We start from the raw sequence: 17310 nt of genomic DNA, 5'->3' as shown, positions 1-17310 counted from the left end.
CATGCCAAGCAAGCCAATGACTCCCTATGACTATTTCGCTGATCAAATCCCGTCGTCACAACGGCGCGCCATTCGGCAATTCTGGACGCATTTTGTTAGCAAGGCTGATGAACTGGATGCGTGCTTTAAAGGGCAGGGCGCACCGGGGCGGGTGAGCGAGATCATGGAACCTATCCAGACAATCCACCCCGATCTGATGTGGGAATTTGGCCCCGGAGAGGCAGGTCACGAGCTGGCGATCACCTCGGAATGGGACGCGGCGCAAAATGTCCTGGCCCGTGCTGTGCAACACTTGGCCCCTACACTCCCCGGTTGGAGCTTTCTGGATGCGCGACCGCAGGCCGCTGACATCAGCCTGATCCCTGATCACTACGCCGCACGGTTTGGCGAACAGCTGAGCCTGAGCGAGATCCAATGCGAAGTCACCCGCACTGGTCGCATCGGTTTGACGGTCACCGGCTATGGCGACAAGAACCAGCTGGTCGGCCAGGCCGAAGCTTTGACCGCGATGATGTTTGGCGAATGGGCCGAACGGTTTTACCTTGGCTGGATCGAGGCCGAGACGCAGAAAAAGCCGATTTTTGGCTTTGGCAAAAAGCCCGCGCTGGACCTGCAAGATTTTCACAGCGCCTGGCACAGCACGATGCATGAGGCGCGTGATCAAGCCCCGGGCAAGCCCGCCTTTAAGATTGATCAGGATCACGACAGGATCAGTTCCTTGGATCTCGAGGCTTTGCCAGATGATCATCCGCGCGCCGATCTCGAGACGATCACGACTTTTGATCGTCGCTTTTCTGAAACCGTTCTGGATGCTGGCCCGTTTTCTTCTCCGGCCCTGTCGCGCTTTGGCGAATGGTTCTGCACGCTGCGATTGGATGGCGAGGATGAGCCACATGAAGATTGGCAGGCCGCCTGTATGGATCTGGCCATCGACATGCATGACAGCCTGTCCGAGGCCGAAGCAGGCGGGCGCGTCATGAGCGGTTTTGGAGCGCGCTATTGTTATTTCGATTTTGCACTGGGCGATATTGCCTCGGGGATCGAGATACTCAACCGCCACCTGGTTCAGGCCGGCATGATGAATATCGCGCGACTGCGCTTTCTCGATGCGGGGCTGGAAAAGCTTGACGTTCCGCTTAACCCGCTCTCGACCCAACGACCGAATTGAGGACTGACGACCATGCAAACGCTCTTCACCCCGGACCAGTTGGAAGATCCCGGAACCAAACGCGCAAACGAAATTTTGCGCAGCTGTGTGCATTGCGGGTTCTGCACGGCGACCTGCCCGACCTATCAGGTCTTGGGGGATGAGTTGGACAGCCCGCGTGGGCGGATCTATCTGATCAAGGATATGCTCGAGAATGAGCGTGTGCCGGATGAGAAAACCGTTCAGCATATTGACCGTTGCCTCAGCTGTCTGGCCTGCATGACGACCTGCCCTTCGGGGGTGCATTACATGCATTTGGTCGACCATGCCCGCGCCTATATCGAAAAGACCTATAAACGGCCGCTTTCGGATCGGGCTTTGCGTTGGATATTGGCGCAGATCCTGCCCTATCCCACCCGGTTTCGTCTGGCCTTGCTTGGGGCCAAGATCGGGCGGCCCTTTGCCTTTCTGATGCCGGATGCGCGTCTGAGGGCGATGCTGGATATGGCCCCCAAAACCATCCCTCCGGTCAGTCGTAATGATGATCCGCAAAGCTTTGCTCCAAAAGCTGAACGCAAGAAACGTGTCGCCCTGATGACCGGCTGCGCGCAAAAAGCGCTGAACACCGATATCAACGACGCCACCATCCGGTTGCTGACCCGGCTGGGTTGCGAGGTGGTTGTTGCCAAAGGCGCAGGCTGCTGCGGGGCGCTGACCCATCACATGGGCAAAGAGGATCAAAGCCATGCCAGCGCCGCTGCCAATATCCGCGCCTGGCAGGCCGAAATGGCCAATGGCGGGTTGGACGCGATTGTCATCAATACCAGCGGCTGCGGAACCACCGTCAAGGATTACGGTCACATGTTCCGCAATGATGCCCTGGCCGATCAGGCCAAGGCGGTGTCAGATATCGCCATGGATATCAGCGAGGTGCTGATGCAGTTGGAGCTGCCGGAAAACACGGCGCAACCGCTGCGCATCGCCTATCACGCGGCCTGTTCGCTGCAACATGGGCAGCAGATCAAAACCCACCCCAAGACGCTGTTGAAACGCGTCGGGTTTGAGGTTGTGGAGCCGGCCGACAGCCATCTTTGTTGCGGGTCAGCGGGTACTTACAACCTGATGCAACCCGAGATTTCGGGGCAGTTGAAAACCCGCAAGGTCAAAACGCTTGAGGCCAAAAGCCCCGATGTCATCGCGGCGGGCAATATTGGCTGTATGATGCAGATCGGGTCGGGCACGGATGTGCCGATTGTTCACACGGTTGAATTGCTGGATTGGGCCACGGGCGGGCCGAAACCTCCGAAACTACAGGCCAGCGGTTTGTAAGCTACGCCCGGCGGCCCCTTCAAAGATAAGCTCTTCGATCCCGGCCATGCGAATGGTCCCCTGTGGGCCAGCTGCGATCAATCTGCCGTCTCGCGTCTCAAAGCTGTAATCCTCGGGCGCGCCGGGCAAAAGGGCGCGGTCGCGCCCCGCGCCGCCATGCATGATATCATCGCCACCGCTGCTAACCAGTGTGTCATTGCCCGCCCCCGCGATCAACAGATCAGGATAGGCCGTGCCCTGAAGCCTCTGATTTCCGCTGCCTGCAATCCGGGTGATCCCGTTGTTAAAAGCCTTTGGATCGCGCTGTTCCCATTCGCCTGGACTGGCGGCGTTAAAGGCCATCAGCATGTCCCAACGCGGGTTTTGATCATCCAAGTGACGCAGCGCGCCCCAGCTGCCCCATTTCGTCGCCGGGGCCACGTCAACAAAGGCGTTGAACATGGTCCCTCCGGCCTGCACCCAGCCCGCCAGTAGCAATTCATAGAGCTTGGCCATTTCGGGCGAATAGTTGAATTCGGTCAGAAAGTCGGTCAGGCGCTCATCATTGACCTGTGGACCATGGCCGGTGACATGGGTGCCGCCCTCATACATGATCAAACGCAGCCGCGCCTTGCGCGCCACGCCCGCCTGATAGGGAAATATCTCTTCGGTCAACTCGCGCAATGACCCTTCTTGCAGGGCCAGGGTGACCGGAGCGATGGCGGCTTCGAAGCGGGTTTTCTTGACAAATTCACGCAAGGCGACGCGGCGCAGACCTTGTGCTTCACCCGCCTTAGCGGCGATCTCTTCGGATTGATTCAGCCATTGCGTCATACGCCCGGCCCATTCATCCGTGCCCAGCTCGTAGCCAAAATAGCCGGTCACTGCGTAGGCATCGAAACTGTCCTGTGGAAATTTGCCCAGCTGGAGAAAGGCCAAAGGTGCGCGCAAGATATCCTCTTCCAAACCGGGCCAGCCGGTATGGGTCGATACCACACGCACCAGTCGCGCCTCCGCTTCGTCGCCAAAAACTCCGCTCCAGATATCCATCACCTGCGCTGCGCGCATGCCATAAAACTGCATCCAGCCCGTATCGCTTTCGCCCCAAAGCTCGGTGGCATTGTCCCGCGCCCAACGCGCCTGGGGAAAGATCTGGTTCCAGACCTCATTGGAAAATTCCACATGCGCCTTTAGCCGGGGATCAAGCCCGGCCTTCACCTGTTCCGCAAAAGCGCGGATATAGGCGTCATCAGCCATATGCGGCAGGGTAAACCACGGATCCGCGCCGATCTGATTGGCCAGGCGGATCATCACCTCAATCGGAACGCCCCATTGCGTCCAGCTGGCATCGCTCATCCTTGGGCGGTCTTCCCAGCTGATCACCGGCGAGCCATTGGTCATCATCCAATCCATAAACCGGACCGAACGCGCGTCTTCGACTTTGGCGATCCAAGCGGGGTTAAAGATGGCGCCGGCCTCGTACATTTCCAGATGATCGGCATGGATAACCTGAATATCTCGGATCGGGTCGCTGGCATCGATTTCGGTCAGTTGCATCCCAACCAGACCTTCGCCGGGGGAATAGGTGAACTCGACCCGCCCTTCGGAATAGCGCGCGCGCCGGGCACGACCGGTCAGCTTGAGGTCGCCTTTACCCTGATAGGTCAGCACGTAACTACCGGCGAGATGTTTGGCCGCCTCGGGTTGGTCGGTGAACATGACGCTTTCCAAAGCCAGAACACCTGCGGGAACCCTGACCGGCCAGCCGTTTTCATCCAGATAGCCACCCGCGCGCAGCTCTTCTGTGCTGACGGCACCCCATTGCCCCTCTTTATGTCCGACCCAGCCACGGGCGGTTTTGGCGTGGTTGAGAAACGGGTGTTGCGTTGACCAATCTGATATCCCGTTCAAACCCATCCCCAAAACCGGCACGCCTTCGGGGCGCAGGCCAGAGGGGGGCAGGGCGACGGGCAAACGCTCGGGCAGGTCAGGGGCGGCTTCGGTCTGCTCTGCGACGGCGGTCGGCGCAACCTCTAACGCGCGATCCAGGGCCTGTTTCTGCGGCATTTGTGACCAGATAAACCCGGCGATCTCAGCATATTTGTCAACGATATCAGGATGCAAAGTTGTGGGCGGGCGGTATCCCTCTGGCGGCTGTTCATTGTACAGCGCGGCATAGGTCACCATCGCCGCCAGGAAGTAAAGCGAGGGCGTGCCATGTGGCGCGTCGTCGGTGTAGAACGCCTCGGCTGGCAACCCCTCAAGCAGGCCGTCTTCCCCCAACAATTGCGACAAGACAGTGGCAACTGGGATCAACTGCACGTCGTGGTTGGGGCGCGTATTGGCTAGGGTCGAGATCAGCCCCTCATACCAGTCGTGGTAATCCGAGGTGTTAAAGCGATGATAGCGGCGCAGCCCGCGTTTGCTGGGCGGAAACCCTCCGGTGATACCACCCATCTCGGCCCAGCCCTCATAGACAAACATCCGCGATTTCGGACTTTGTTCAGCCACCCAATCAAACACCGTCAGCATCGCACCTAGCGGGCTTTCATTTGTCGGATTGTCCCCGTCATAGGGGACATCCGGCTTTTGATACTGGATGAAATTGGCGGGCGTGATGATGACCGAGTCATAGCCGATCTGCGCAAAATCAGCCCGGCGCGACGTCTTGGCGCTGCGCACGCCGTCAAAGCCCCAATTCGGGCTGGGGGGCAGCGATTCTGCAAAGTTGCGCATAAAGCCCCATTGCCCATCCACGGCAAAGCTCTTGCCCGCGCTCTGCGCCATCTCGTTCAACCAATGGGGAACGTTGGTAAAATCGTCCTCTTCGCTCAGGTGATGGACAAGGGAATTGCCAAAGAAATAGCTGCGCACCTCGTCGCGCCCCTGACCATGGGCGATGCTGCCAAACAGAACCGCCACAGCGGCCATTGCCCAAATTCGCAAGTTCATCCGATCACCTGTTACACTGCTTTGCGTTTTGCCGGTATTATGGCGCAAGCGGCCCGCCACTCAAACAGGCGAAACGCAAAATTTGCTGTTTCGCGCGAAATCACCAGGGGATTTCCTTGCCCGCCCAATCAAAGAACCGCCCGGATTGTTCCGGCGTCAGTTTAGTGATCACGCGCAGCAGGTTTTGCGCGGCTTGTGCGGGCGTCACGGTTGGATGCCGCGTCTGATAGCGTTCGGTAAACTTGGTGGCGACGGTTCCGGGGTGCAGGGCGACGCAGGCAGCCTGTTTGTGGGTCCGTGCCAGCTCAATCGCGGCGCAGCGGATCACTTGGTTCAACGCGGCCTTTGAAGCGCGATAGCCGGTCCAGCCGCCAAGATGATTGTCACCGATTGAGCCCACACGCGCGGATAGGGCGGCAATGATCGAGGGGCGCTCCTTGGGCAGCAACCGTTTAGCATGGCGCAATACCAAAGCAGGACCAACGGTATTCAGCGCAAATTGATCCATCATCGCCTGCGCAGATATCTGAGACAGCGACTTTTCGGGTCTGGCCCCATTGATCTCAAGCGCCCCCGTCGCGATCAGGATTAGGTCATAAGGGCCAGATATGCGGTCCATGTGGTCTTGTACGCTGATCTCATCGGTCAGATCCAACCCGTCGCCGCTGCGTGACAGGCGGGAAACCTGCCAGTGCCCTGCCTGCAACTGCCCGACAATTGCGCCACCGACCCCGCCGCTAGCACCAATGATCAATGCGTGTTTCATTTGGCCTCCTTTCCTCTGACCTAGTTCATTTGCCGCGCCCGACAAAATTTCTGCAAAAACCTGCTTTTCATTCACGTTGGGCTGGCTATAGTCGCGCCCATGTCAAAGCAGACTCACATAACCAGCATCGCGCGTCTTCCGGCGCCGTTTGCCCGTGGCTTTGACCTACTCCTAACGCGCCTCTGAGCGCGGCCGGTTCGGCGCGCGTGCTCAGAGGAGATGTGTTCGCGCCGTTACCCCGCAACTCTGTTAGGCAAATCCGTTAGGACAATCTGATGAACAAAGTGAACCTTGCTGAAAAGCTGGCCATGTTTGACAGCCATTGGGACCCGCATGTGGTCGCCAGCTATAATGACAACGACGTTATGGTGGTGAAATTCAAGGGCGAGTACCCGTTTCACAAACATGACACGACCGATGACTTCTTTCTGGTGCTCGAAGGCGAAGTGACCATGGATTACGAAGACCATGATCCCGTGACTTTTGGCGCGGGCGAGCTGGTGGTTGTGCCCGCCGGGGTGGTGCATCGCCCCCGGGCCGAAAGCGAAGTCAAAGTGCTTTTGATTGAACCCAAAGGCGAACCAAATTCCGGGGATAGCGACCGCGCGCCTGCCCCCAAACCGCATATCTGATTCAGGACCAAGACGATGACCAAAGATCGAGTACTCATTTTTGATACCACGCTCCGTGACGGCGAACAAAGCCCCGGTGCCACCATGACCCATGACGAAAAGCTCGAGATTGCCGAGCTGCTTGATGATATGGGTGTGGACATCATCGAAGCGGGTTTTCCGATTGCCTCCGAGGGCGATTTCCGCGCCGTGTCCGAGATCGCCGAGCGCTCAAAGAATTCGGTGATTTGTGGTCTGGCCCGCGCGCAATTGCCTGATATCGATCGCTGCGCCGAGGCGGTGAAAAAGGCGGCGAAACCACGTATTCATACCTTTATCGGGACATCCCCGCTGCATCGCGCCATTCCGAACCTCACCCAGGATGAGATGGCCGAACGCATCCATGAGACCGTGACCCATGCCCGCAACCTTGTGGATAATGTGCAGTGGTCGCCCATGGATGCCACCCGCACCGAATGGGATTACCTGTGCCGCGTGGTTGAAATCGCCATCAAGGCCGGTGCCAGCACGATCAACATCCCGGATACCGTCGGCTATACCGCCCCACGTGAAAGCGCCGATTTGATCAAGCGTCTGATCGAAACCGTTCCGGGGGCGGATGAGGTGATCTTTGCCACCCATTGCCACAACGACCTTGGCATGGCGACCGCCAACGCCTTGGCCGCGGTTGAGGGCGGCGCGCGTCAGATCGAATGTACCATCAACGGCCTTGGTGAACGCGCCGGCAATACCGCACTGGAAGAGGTCGTGATGGCCATGAAAGTGCGGGGCGATATCATGCCGTTTGATACTGGCATCGACACCAAAAAGATCATGCATATCTCGCGCCGCGTCGCGACCGTGTCGGGCTTTGCCGTGCAGTTCAACAAGGCCATTGTCGGCAAAAACGCCTTTGCGCATGAAAGCGGTATCCACCAGGACGGCATGCTCAAGAATGCCGAGACGTTCGAGATCATGCGCCCCGAGGATGTGGGCATCGCTGGCACGTCACTGCCGCTGGGCAAACATTCGGGCCGCGCTGCCTTGCGCGCCAAGCTCAATGATCTTGGGATCGAGGTTGGGGACAACCAGCTCAAGGATATCTTTGTGCGTTTCAAAGAATTGGCGGATCGCAAGAAAGAGGTGTTCGACGATGATATCCTCGCGCTGGTCTCCACGGCCGACGATGATGGCAATCAGATCAATCTGGTGAACCTCAAGGTGGTTTGCGGCACCGGTGGTCAAGCCGAAGCCGAGCTTGAGCTGGAAATTGACGGGCAGGATGTGACGGCGGTCTGCAAGGGGGATGGCCCTGTGGATGCGACGTTCAAAGCCGTGCGCAAACTGCACCCCAACACCGCGCGTCTGCAGTTGTATCAGGTCAACGCCGTGACCGAAGGAACGGATGCACAGGCAACCGTCTCTGTCCGTCTTGAGGAGGACGGCATCGTTGCCACTGGCCAGTCGGCGGATACCGACACGGTTGTCGCCTCGGCCAAGGCCTATATCCAGGCGCTGAACCGGTTGCTGGTGCGCCGTTCCAAGGTTGGGCCAGGGGCGGATGCCAAGGAAATCAGCTACAAAGACGTATAAGAAACGAAAGCCGGGCCTCGCGCCCGGCTTTTATCCTTCTGATACGATGCCCAGCTGCAGGTTGATGTTTTCGATCCGGGCGATCCGCGCCTTGGCCTCTGGTCCGGACCGGCTCACCAACATGCCGATCATCGTTTCGGCTAGGGCCATGCTGGCGACGTAAGATGAATAGAAATGCGGGCTTTCGGTCGGCACAAGAAAGCTGGCCGAGCAGTATCGCAGCGCCGGGCAAGCATAGGTGTCGGTTAGCACAATTACATAGGCCCCGTGTTCGTGCGCCAATTGCGCGGCCTTTAACACCGTGTCCGAAAAGGGCGGCTTGGTGATCACGATCATTGCATCGCCTTTTCCCAACTGGCTGACAGTTGCCCCGATGGATGATCCCATCCGGTTGGCCAAACGCCAATTTCCAACGCAATACTCGGCCATATAAGACAGGTATTCAGCCAATCCGGTCGACCCCAACGCCCCCAAAACAACGACCTGTTTGGCGCGGTACAATGTGTCGACCGCCTCGGCCAAGGCCTCTTGATCCAGTTGCGCAGCCATTTGGTCGATATTGGCGATACAGGCGGACAGATGGGCAGAGAAAAAGCTTTGCTGCCCCTTGCCATGCTCAGCTTGCAACCGTTCGGCGCGGGCGGCGAAGTTATTGACATCTTGGGCGATTTTGCCGCGCAGATCGGTTCTGAGCTCAGCAAAACTGGCATACCCCATGGCCCGCGCCAGTCGGGTAAAGGTCGCCGGGGCCAGGCCGGTATCTTCCTCAACTGATCGCAAGGAACGGGTGGCGATGTCGACAGGGTTTTTGGCCACGTAATCAGCTGCGGTCTGCAACCGCGTTGACAGCTGGCCATAGGTCTCGGCCAATCGTTTTTCAAAACTCTCTGACATAGCGCGTCTCCTGCCCCTTGTATGTTTCATTTGTTTCAATCGTTGTCAAACTTGAGGCCTTGTGTTTCATCTTTGGTGTAAGAACCGGAGGGCGCAATGAGCCATATCTTTCCCAGACACACCAAGTCGCAACCCCCTACTGCCGTCCGAGGGGACGGGGTTTATTTGATTGATTCCGAAGGGAAAAATTACCTTGATGCCTCTGGCGGTGCGGCGGTTTCCTGCTTGGGGCATTCCGATCAAGACGTGATCGAAGCCATCAAGAAACAGGCCGAGACGCTGGCCTTTGCCCATACCGGCTTTTTCACGTCCGAACCTGCTGAACGTTTGGCTAACCGTTTGATATCTAATGCTCCTGAGGGGATCGAACGGGTCTATCTGGTTTCTGGCGGGTCTGAAGCGGTCGAATCAGCGTTGAAACTGGCGCGGCAATTCATGCTTGAAACAGACCAGCCAAAACGAAACAAATTCATTGCCCGACGGCAGAGCTATCATGGCAATACGCTGGGGGCGCTGGCCACCGGTGGCAACATGTGGCGGCGCGAACCTTTTGCCCCGGTCATGGTCGAAGGCCACCATATTTCACCCTGCTATGAATATCGCAACCGAGCCGAGGGGGAGAGCCTGGAGGATTACGGTCTACGGGCTGCGAATGAGCTGGAAACAAAGCTACTGGAGGTGGGCCCGGAAACCGTGATCGCCTTTATTGCTGAGCCAGTTGTTGGTGCCACCGCCGGGGCAGTACCCGCCGCGCCGGGCTATTTCAAACGCATCCGAGAGATCTGCGATCAATACGGGATCTTGCTGATCCTGGACGAGGTTATGTGCGGCATGGGACGCACCGGCAGCTTGTTTGCCTGTGAGCAGGACGGCATCGCTCCGGATATTGTCTGCATTGCCAAAGGGTTGGGGGCCGGGTATCAGCCAATTGGGGCTATGTTGTGCTCTGGCCGAATTTACGAGGCGATTGAACAGGGCAGCGGGTTCTTTCAGCACGGGCACACCTATCTGGGCCACCCTATTGCCGCAGCGGCGGCGGATGTGGTGGTGCAAAAGCTGACCGAAGGCGGGCTTGTCAAACGCTCCGCCGAGATGGGCGAAAAGCTGGATCAGGCTTTGCATGCCGAGTTTGGGCAGCATCCCCATATCGGAGATATCCGCGGGCGCGGTATGTTCCGAGGGTTGGAACTGGTGAAAGATCGGGCAAGCAAAACACCGTTTGACCCGGCGATGGGCATCGCGGGCAAGTTGAAAAAGGTGGCGCAGGCCAATGGGTTAATCTGTTACCCCGGCAGCGGCACCATCGACGGCAAGCAAGGCGATCACGTCCTTCTGGCACCGCCCTTTATCATCAGTGACTCACAGATTGATGAGCTGGTTGGCAAGCTGTCCCTTAGCCTGAAAGATGTGCTTGGATGAGATTACCAAAAATCATGGTCGCCCCTAACGGCGCGCGCCTGCAAAAGAGCGATCATCCAGCTGTGCCAATCAGCCTGGATGAGATTGTTGCCTGTGCAAAGGCCTGTCAAAAGGCCGGGGCAGGGGCGTTGCATTTGCATTTGCGAGACGAAGATGGCGGCCATCTGTTGGATGCGAGGGCCTATCAGAATGCCCTGGCGCGGCTGCATCAGGAATGCCCCGGTTTGCTGATTCAGATCACAACCGAAGCGGCGGGCAAGTATCAGCCGGCGCATCAACGTCAGGTCGCGCTTAACTCTGCGGCCCGGCATGTCTCTGTTTCTGTGCGTGAAATCATGGGTGAGCCCGATGCCGCGCGGTCGTTTTATGAGGCCTGCCATGCCTGGGATATTACCATTCAGCATATTCTGTATGATGTTAAAGATGCTGACCTTTTGCGGGGTGTTCTACCGGCTGACCGGTTTAACGACCCGAACCTGCAACTGATCTATGTCCTTGGGCGCTATAGCGAAGGTCAGGCGTCACACCTTGATATGTTGGACCCGTTTTTGGCTTGGATGGAAACGAACAAGCTTGGCCCTGATTGGGCCGTCTGTGCCTTTGGTCCCAAGGAAACGGACTGCTTGGTTTATGCGGCCGCAAAAGGTGGGAAATGTCGCATCGGGTTTGAGAATTCCCGCCATATGTCGAGCGGTGCCATTGCGCAGAGCAACGATCAGCGCGTCGCCGAACTTGTGCGCCTATTGGTATAGAGCCACGGGCAATCTGTCCGAAAACCATCCAGTTTTGTACAGATTGCCCTGGGCTTGATTTCAGAGCATTGCGGGAATGACTTGATCCGGTGGGCGGTGCCCATCGGCAAAGGTTTTGACGTTGATGATGACCTTTTCACCCATCTCAACCCGGCCCTCCTCGGTGGCGGACCCCATATGGGGCAGCATCACCACATTGGGCATGTTGCGCAGCTCGGGGTTGCCTTTGATCCCGTGCTCATAAACGTCCAAACCAGCTCCTGCAATATCACCGGCCTTGAGCATGCGCGTCAGGGCGTTTTCGTCGATGACCTCACCGCGCGACGTGTTCACGATCACCGCGCTGGGTTTCAGCAGTTTGAGCCGGCGGGCGTTCAACAGGTGATAGGTGCTGGGGGTTGAGGGGCAATTGACGCTCAGCACATCCATACGGGCCACCATCTGGTCCAGACTGTCCCAATAGGTTGCTTGCAACGCGTCTTCGGTTTCAGGGCGGAGGCGATGGCGGTTGTGATAGTGGATCTGCATGCCAAAGGCGGCCGCGCGGCGCGCCACGGCTTGACCAATCCGGCCCATACCCAGGATCCCTAGGCGACGCCCGCCAAGACGCCCACCAAGGAAGGCCGTCGGAGCCCAGCCTTGCCACTCTCCAGCCTGCATAACGGCCAGACCCTCTTGGATGCGGCGCGTGACGCCCAGCATCAGGGCCAGAACCATGTCGGCTGTGTCTTCGGTCACGACGCCGGGTGTGTTTGAAACGAGGATGCCTCGGCTGCGAGCGGTCGCCACGTCGATATGGTCAAAACCAGCCCCGAAATTGGCAATCAGTTTTAACTGAGGCCCTGCCTGCCCAATGAGGCCCGCATCAATCGTATCCGTCACCGTGGGCACCAGCACATCGGCCTCTTGCACGGCGGCAACCAGCTCTTCCCGGGTCATGGGGGTGTCGCTGTCGCGCAAAGTCACGTCAAACAACTCTTTCAGTCGCGTCTCGACCACTTCTGGCAAGCGTCGCGTCACAACAACACTCAGACGTTTTGATGACATGGCGGCTCTCCCTAACTTCCCTGATTGCCCCTTGTTTCGCTAAACTGCACGTGGATCGGACGAGGCACAAGAACCTCGCCGCAATAAACTCGAGCGGGAATAGAAAATGTTTGTGAAGAGCTGGGCCTATAGCCTTGTTTTCATTCTATTTGGCAATCTTGTCGCAGCTGAGCAAAGCAGGGGGCCGGTGACGAACCTGCCTTTGCCGCGTTTCGTGTCGATGAAAGCCAATGAGGGCAATGTGCGCCGGGGGCCGTCGCTGACCCATCGCATCGACTGGGTGTATAAACGCCGCGACATGCCGCTAGAGATTACCGCCGAACACGGTCATTGGCGCCGGGTTCGTGATCGCGATGGCGCGGGCGGTTGGGTGCATTATTCGCTCTTATCCGGGGTGCGGACTGTGATCGTGGAAAAAGACTTCTTGCAACTGCATCAACGCGCCGATCCCGGCAGCCCGGTAAAAGCGCAGCTTGAACTGGGTGTGATTGCGCGTCTGGGCGAATGCGGCCCGGCCTGGTGCAAGCTGAGCGCAGGCGGTTATAGCGGCTGGGCACCCAAAACCGCACTTTGGGGTGTTGGGCCGGATGAGATCAGGGAATGACCAAAAGACAGATTGGCATCTTGGTCTTTGCGTTGTTCGGGTTCGTTGCCGGGTATTGGACTGTTGAACTGTTTCAGGCGGTTGATCGCGGCGAACGTGCGGTGGAGCTGTTCGAAACGTATTGTCTCTCTGAAGTGGAAGGTGAGCGGGCGGAAGCCGACGATGCTCTGATATCACTATCTTACCCGGAGGGGACTTGGGCAGATTCTGCGGGTAAACTTGTGGTGCAGATCACTCCTGAACACTGCCGAGTGTCCGACATACTTGAATTCCTGACCGATAAGGATTGGGAAACGGTTGAGGCTCGGATTTCTGCTATTGTTGAAAAAAGGTTTCCGCGGCTGACCGCCGATCTTGATCACGGGGTAAATTGGGACAGCTATGTGTTGTGGGCTGAATACCCTGTCTTTGATCCAAAACGTTGGGGCGTTACTGCCTACAGGTATGATTTTGGTGATGGAAACAGGCAAAGTGCGCTGGCGATCAAACACCCGTCCACAGGCCCTAGTCCCATCAAAAACTGACTGCCAAAAGGTGGCAGTCAGACAAGGTTCAGGTATCTACGCCACCTCATGCAACAAGATTGCAGCCTCAGAACTCGACAGATTGCGCCGCGCGTAGGACCCGTAGACATGCGGGTTTTCCGAGACTTGTGGCAGTTGGTTCAGCAGGCGCGCACGGTCGCCTTCGCCGATTGTCGACAAGGCGGTATTGGCGGGGTGGAAGCTTTCGGTTTCCACGCCGTTGGCGAACAACACCTCGTGGCGCGGCAGCAGCATGTGGATATAGGTCACTTCCTTAAGCTGGGTGTCGCGCACAACGCTGTCGCCATTCACCAGATCGCGGGCGGCCACCAGGACCTCTGGCGTGTTGAACAAGGCGCGGGCGACCACACCTTTGACCAGCATCCGATGCTCGGGCGAAACGATGATCTCTTCATCCGGTTCGCCAATGCCAAAGGCACCGGGGCGGATGCGCACCGGGCGCAGTTTTGGCATGGCAAAAAGGCGCGCGCCGGTCATACGACGGCTGCCAATCCACTGAATCTGTTGCGCTCCGCTATCCTTGGTCTGGACCATGTCGCCTTCGCGCAGGTCTTCGATACGGACATTGCCGCGCGGAGTCATGATCCGGGTGCCGGGGGTGAAACAGATGACACCGCTGGCCTGCTCGCCCGGTGTCTTGCCGCCCGTGCTTTCGATATTGTGGTGAACAATCCAAAGCTCGCGGCCCTTTGGCGGCAGTTCATCAAGGAACATCAGCAAGGGGCGCGACCCTTCTCCGACATCTATCAGGGTCACCGTGTAGCTTTGGCTGCCATCCGTCACGACAAAGCTGCTGTCGCTGAGCGGGTGGTCGACTTCGACCTGATCAAGGCGTGTTTGATGCGTGACGGCGGCGCCAACAAGACGTCTCACCATACGCGCTGCGCGTCTGCGAATATCGGCTTCGCCGTCTGCCTGATCTAGCCGCAGGATTGATGTAGGACCATCAACCCGAACAGCGTCACCCTGCCAGGACCATGCTGCCCCAACAGTGAGTGATGACGGAGGTGCGGCCTGAAGACCGTCTATTTCCGTCTGCGACCAAGAGATGACGAACGTGCCGCGATAGCCCGTTCCCATACCTGTCTGCCTGCCTCGTTTTATTTTATTAACGATAGGTTAACGAATGCGTGCTGAGCTGGGAACCCATTGAATGCGCTTGTTTGTTGCGAATTTTATCAACCAATAGATGTGTGGCAAAATAGCAACAGGTGCTGATTCTCTTTAGCGTCAGAATTGTAACTTTATTCTGACAGAGCCGACAGCCTGCCCCTGATCCTGTCCCTCAAACTCCTCTGTCAGATAGGTCACACCAAAAAAGGTGGAATTCAGCTCGCCCTGCCAATGCACCCCGGCACGCAGGCGGCTGCGCGTTTCTTCAACCTCGTAACCGCGGTCTTCGGGCAGAAAAACGCTGCTTTCAACCCAGGCAAAATCGCCGCCAAAGACGTAGGTCATGCCGGACACATATTCATAGACGCTGCGATAACGCTGGCCGGTGACCGGGTCGCGGACCAGTAATTCGCCCTGTCCAACGGGGCCAAAGCTGAAATCCGCCCCAACGCGTGCGAGGCTCTCAGCCCCCCAGCGCAATTCGGTAAAGGGGCGGACAACGCCAGAGCCAAGCGCGAATTGCCGACCAGCCTCGCCAACAAAGGTGGGGTGAATGCCGTTTTCGATCTGATCATCCAGAACCGACGGGCGCACCGGGTTTTGGCGCAACGCATCATGAATGGCGGTGTGCATGTCGCCCAGCCCGGTTTGTGGGCCAGTAAAGACAAGGTCTCCGCCCAGGGAAAACTCGGTCGCGCCACGGCTGAAATGTGTGTGCAGGCCAAGCGACAAGGCACCGGCAAAGGGGCGGTCATCAGGATCAGGGCGGCGCAAATCCGCAGGGGTGATCACCTGCCCCCCCAAACGGTATTCCAAAAGATCAAAGGGGCGATCCGGCAGAAAGCCATCCCATCCCCGCCCGACAACGCGGCTGGAGGCAACAGAGCCCGATTGCCAGCGATCTCCAAGATCCCCGAGCAAGTCATTGTTCACAAGACGGCCATGGCCCAGCACTTCTCGGCCTTGAGCCGAGGCAATGGAGGCACAGAAACACATGGCGAGAACGGCCATGCTCATCAGACGGATCATCTAATCCTCGAAACTGTCGTGCCCCCCCGGGCAAGAAAGCTCTAACATGGCAACATGTTTTCGCACAGGTCAGAGAGACGTTTCGCTCTGACCTGTGGCGCCGCGCCCTCAGTTTCGCGGATAGGTTCGGATCACTCGGCGGTGAAACCTTCGCGACCGATGCTTTCATAGGCGGCAAAGCCTGCGCGCTTGGCATCTTTGGGGGAATAGACATTGCGCAGGTCGGCCATATGCGCGGTCGCCATTTTGCCGGCGATCTTGCTCAGATCCAAGGCGCGGAATTCGTTCCATTCGGTCAGGATGACCAAGAGATCGGCGTTTTGCGAGGCTTTATATGGGTCGTCAACCCAGTTGACGCCCGGCAGCAGCGCTTCACCCTCGTGTTGACCTTGCGGATCAACCGCGCGGACTTTTGCGCCACCGCCAACCAGCGCCGGAACGATGGTCAAGGATGGAGCATCGCGCATGTCATCGGTGTTGGGCTTAAAGGTTACGCCCAGAACCGCAACGGTTTTGCCGTTAAAGGACCCGCCGCAAAGATCAAGCAGCTTGTCGATCATGCGGCGCTTGACCTCTTCATTGACCTTGATCACGGCCTCGGTGATCTGCATCGGGCTGGCATATTCCTGGCCGATCCGCGCCAAGGCTTTGGTATCTTTGGGGAAACAGCTGCCGCCATAACCGGGGCCAGCATGCAGGAATTTATTGCCGATACGGCCATCCATGCCCATGCCCTTGGAGACCGATTTCACATCTGCCCCGACCTTTTCGCACAGGGCGGCAATTTCGTTGATGAATGTGATCTTGGTCGCCAAAAACGCGTTGGCCGCGTATTTGATCATCTCGGCGCTTTCCAGATCTGTGGTGACGATCGGGAATTCACGCAAATAGAGCGGGCGATAGATTTCTGCCATGACCTCGGCGGCGCGATCATTCTGGACGCCCACAACCACGCGGTCGGGCTTCATGAAATCGTCAATCGCCGCGCCTTCGCGCAGGAATTCCGGGTTGGAGGCAACGTCAAATTCCAGATCCGGGTTTGCCTTGGAAATGGTTTGTTTGACCTGGCGGTTGGTGCCCACGGGCACGGTGGATTTGGTCACGACAACCACATAATCGCTGGCCGCTTTAGCGATCTCTTCGGCCGCAGCCATGACATAGGTCAGGTCCGCATGGCCATCGCCGCGACGGGTTGGTGTGCCCACGGCGATAAACACCGCTTGCGCCCCGTCAATCGCCTCGTGCAGATCCAGAGTAAAGGACAGGCGGCCTGCCTCGACATTCTTGGCCATCAATGTGTCGAGCCCGGGTTCGTAAATCGGAACCTCGCCGCGCTCGAGCATCTCAATCTTCTTGGGGTCTTTGTCGACACAAACGACTTCATGCCCAAAATCGGAAAAGCAAACACCTGAAACAAGGCCAACATAGCCCGTGCCAATCATCGCGATTTTCATCGTTGATGTCCTCAAAAGAAAGTTTGGGGCTAATTGGGGTGGATCGGCAGGGATTGTCAACGGTTCGAGCCGTTTT

The 17310-nt window shown here is 57.8% G+C and carries 15 protein-coding genes; 8 read left to right on the top strand and 7 right to left on the bottom strand.

What is annotated here, in order from left to right; translation table 11 throughout:
• Position 1: 1 nt before the first annotated feature.
• Together CLV87_RS07390 and glcF are read left to right on the top strand one after the other, a co-directional pair.
• Entirely contained in the window at positions 2-1168 is a 1167-nt protein-coding gene (locus tag CLV87_RS07390) for a hypothetical protein (RefSeq protein ID WP_133840718.1), read from the top strand.
• Between the two features lie 12 nt (positions 1169-1180).
• Complete coding sequence (glcF, locus tag CLV87_RS07385; protein WP_099242335.1) at positions 1181-2476, top strand: glycolate oxidase subunit GlcF; 1296 nt, start codon at positions 1181-1183, stop codon at positions 2474-2476.
• Here glcF and CLV87_RS07380 read toward each other — a convergent pair.
• Both CLV87_RS07380 and CLV87_RS07375 read right to left on the bottom strand, forming a co-directional pair.
• A complete protein-coding gene (locus CLV87_RS07380) occupies positions 2456-5407 on the bottom strand; it encodes a calcium-binding protein (protein ID WP_166652690.1) in 2952 nt (983 codons plus the stop codon). The two genes, glcF and CLV87_RS07380, sit on opposite strands and share 21 nt — an antisense overlap.
• 100 nt (positions 5408-5507) lie before the next feature.
• Positions 5508-6173 carry an SDR family NAD(P)-dependent oxidoreductase gene (locus tag CLV87_RS07375; RefSeq protein WP_099244638.1) on the bottom strand — a complete coding sequence of 222 codons (666 nt, stop codon included), beginning with the start codon at positions 6171-6173 and terminating at the stop codon, positions 5508-5510.
• A 275-nt stretch (positions 6174-6448) separates the two neighbouring features.
• On the opposite strand from CLV87_RS07375, the gene CLV87_RS07370 reads away from it, so the two are divergent.
• Entirely contained in the window at positions 6449-6805 is a 357-nt protein-coding gene (locus CLV87_RS07370; protein ID WP_099242339.1) for a cupin domain-containing protein, read from the top strand.
• Positions 6806-6820: 15 nt separating this feature from the next.
• Entirely contained in the window at positions 6821-8377 is a 1557-nt protein-coding gene (locus CLV87_RS07365) for a 2-isopropylmalate synthase (protein ID WP_099242341.1), read from the top strand.
• 30 nt (positions 8378-8407) lie between these two features.
• Here CLV87_RS07365 and CLV87_RS07360 read toward each other — a convergent pair whose 3' ends face one another.
• The gene (locus CLV87_RS07360; protein ID WP_166652689.1) at positions 8408-9271 is read right to left on the bottom strand and encodes a MurR/RpiR family transcriptional regulator; all 864 of its coding nucleotides are present in this window, start codon (positions 9269-9271) and stop codon (positions 8408-8410) included.
• A gap of 96 nt (positions 9272-9367) precedes the next feature.
• Between CLV87_RS07360 and CLV87_RS07355 the strand changes: the two genes are divergently transcribed.
• Entirely contained in the window at positions 9368-10690 is a 1323-nt protein-coding gene (locus CLV87_RS07355) for an aspartate aminotransferase family protein (protein ID WP_099242345.1), read from the top strand.
• Positions 10687-11442 carry a BKACE family enzyme gene (locus tag CLV87_RS07350; RefSeq protein ID WP_099242347.1) on the top strand — a complete coding sequence of 252 codons (756 nt, stop codon included), beginning with the start codon at positions 10687-10689 and terminating at the stop codon, positions 11440-11442. Before CLV87_RS07355 ends, CLV87_RS07350 begins: the two co-directional genes overlap by 4 nt.
• A gap of 60 nt (positions 11443-11502) precedes the next feature.
• Here CLV87_RS07350 and CLV87_RS07345 read toward each other — a convergent pair whose 3' ends face one another.
• The gene (locus tag CLV87_RS07345) at positions 11503-12489 is read right to left on the bottom strand and encodes a 2-hydroxyacid dehydrogenase (protein ID WP_099242349.1); all 987 of its coding nucleotides are present in this window, start codon (positions 12487-12489) and stop codon (positions 11503-11505) included.
• 106 nt (positions 12490-12595) lie between these two features.
• On the opposite strand from CLV87_RS07345, the gene CLV87_RS07340 reads away from it, so the two are divergent.
• The gene (locus CLV87_RS07340; RefSeq protein ID WP_099242351.1) at positions 12596-13093 is read left to right on the top strand and encodes an SH3 domain-containing protein; all 498 of its coding nucleotides are present in this window, start codon (positions 12596-12598) and stop codon (positions 13091-13093) included.
• The gene (locus tag CLV87_RS07335; RefSeq protein WP_099242353.1) at positions 13090-13617 is read left to right on the top strand and encodes a hypothetical protein; all 528 of its coding nucleotides are present in this window, start codon (positions 13090-13092) and stop codon (positions 13615-13617) included. Before CLV87_RS07340 ends, CLV87_RS07335 begins: the two co-directional genes overlap by 4 nt.
• Positions 13618-13653: 36 nt before the next feature.
• On the opposite strand, the gene CLV87_RS07330 is transcribed toward CLV87_RS07335, so the two are convergent.
• The 3 genes from CLV87_RS07330 to CLV87_RS07320 form a co-directional block, all read right to left on the bottom strand.
• Positions 13654-14718, bottom strand: a complete 1065-nt coding sequence (locus tag CLV87_RS07330) for a Hint domain-containing protein (RefSeq protein WP_099242354.1) — start codon at positions 14716-14718, stop codon at positions 13654-13656.
• A gap of 150 nt (positions 14719-14868) precedes the next feature.
• Positions 14869-15780 carry a lipid A-modifier LpxR family protein gene (locus CLV87_RS07325; RefSeq protein ID WP_099242356.1) on the bottom strand — a complete coding sequence of 304 codons (912 nt, stop codon included), beginning with the start codon at positions 15778-15780 and terminating at the stop codon, positions 14869-14871.
• Positions 15781-15911: 131 nt separating this feature from the next.
• Positions 15912-17234: a UDP-glucose dehydrogenase family protein gene (locus CLV87_RS07320; protein WP_099242358.1), complete on the bottom strand. Its 1323-nt coding sequence runs from the start codon at positions 17232-17234 to the stop codon at positions 15912-15914.
• Positions 17235-17310 lie beyond the last annotated feature (76 nt).

The sequence above is a fragment of the Pelagimonas phthalicica genome, assembly GCF_004364805.1.
Taxonomy (GTDB): domain Bacteria; phylum Pseudomonadota; class Alphaproteobacteria; order Rhodobacterales; family Rhodobacteraceae; genus Pelagimonas; species Pelagimonas phthalicica.
This window is presented reverse-complemented; position numbering and strand designations above follow the sequence as displayed.

Bases quoted from the DNA above. Each gene is read 5' to 3' on its own strand.
- CLV87_RS07335 (WP_099242353.1), top strand. From the start codon at position 13,090: ATGACCAAAAGACAGATTGGCATCTTGGTCTTTGCGTTGTTCGGGTTC.
- CLV87_RS07330 (WP_099242354.1), bottom strand. From the start codon at position 14,718: ATGGGAACGGGCTATCGCGGCACGTTCGTCATCTCTTGGTCGCAGACG.
- CLV87_RS07380 (WP_166652690.1), bottom strand. From the start codon at position 5,407: ATGAACTTGCGAATTTGGGCAATGGCCGCTGTGGCGGTTCTGTTTGGC.
- CLV87_RS07355 (WP_099242345.1), top strand. From the start codon at position 9,368: ATGAGCCATATCTTTCCCAGACACACCAAGTCGCAACCCCCTACTGCC.
- CLV87_RS07340 (WP_099242351.1), top strand. From the start codon at position 12,596: ATGTTTGTGAAGAGCTGGGCCTATAGCCTTGTTTTCATTCTATTTGGC.
- CLV87_RS07320 (WP_099242358.1), bottom strand. From the start codon at position 17,234: ATGAAAATCGCGATGATTGGCACGGGCTATGTTGGCCTTGTTTCAGGT.
- CLV87_RS07350 (WP_099242347.1), top strand. From the start codon at position 10,687: ATGAGATTACCAAAAATCATGGTCGCCCCTAACGGCGCGCGCCTGCAA.
- glcF (WP_099242335.1), top strand. From the start codon at position 1,181: ATGCAAACGCTCTTCACCCCGGACCAGTTGGAAGATCCCGGAACCAAA.
- CLV87_RS07370 (WP_099242339.1), top strand. From the start codon at position 6,449: ATGAACAAAGTGAACCTTGCTGAAAAGCTGGCCATGTTTGACAGCCAT.
- CLV87_RS07325 (WP_099242356.1), bottom strand. From the start codon at position 15,780: ATGATCCGTCTGATGAGCATGGCCGTTCTCGCCATGTGTTTCTGTGCC.
- CLV87_RS07360 (WP_166652689.1), bottom strand. From the start codon at position 9,271: ATGTCAGAGAGTTTTGAAAAACGATTGGCCGAGACCTATGGCCAGCTG.
- CLV87_RS07345 (WP_099242349.1), bottom strand. From the start codon at position 12,489: ATGTCATCAAAACGTCTGAGTGTTGTTGTGACGCGACGCTTGCCAGAA.
- CLV87_RS07390 (WP_133840718.1), top strand. From the start codon at position 2: ATGCCAAGCAAGCCAATGACTCCCTATGACTATTTCGCTGATCAAATC.
- CLV87_RS07365 (WP_099242341.1), top strand. From the start codon at position 6,821: ATGACCAAAGATCGAGTACTCATTTTTGATACCACGCTCCGTGACGGC.
- CLV87_RS07375 (WP_099244638.1), bottom strand. From the start codon at position 6,173: ATGAAACACGCATTGATCATTGGTGCTAGCGGCGGGGTCGGTGGCGCA.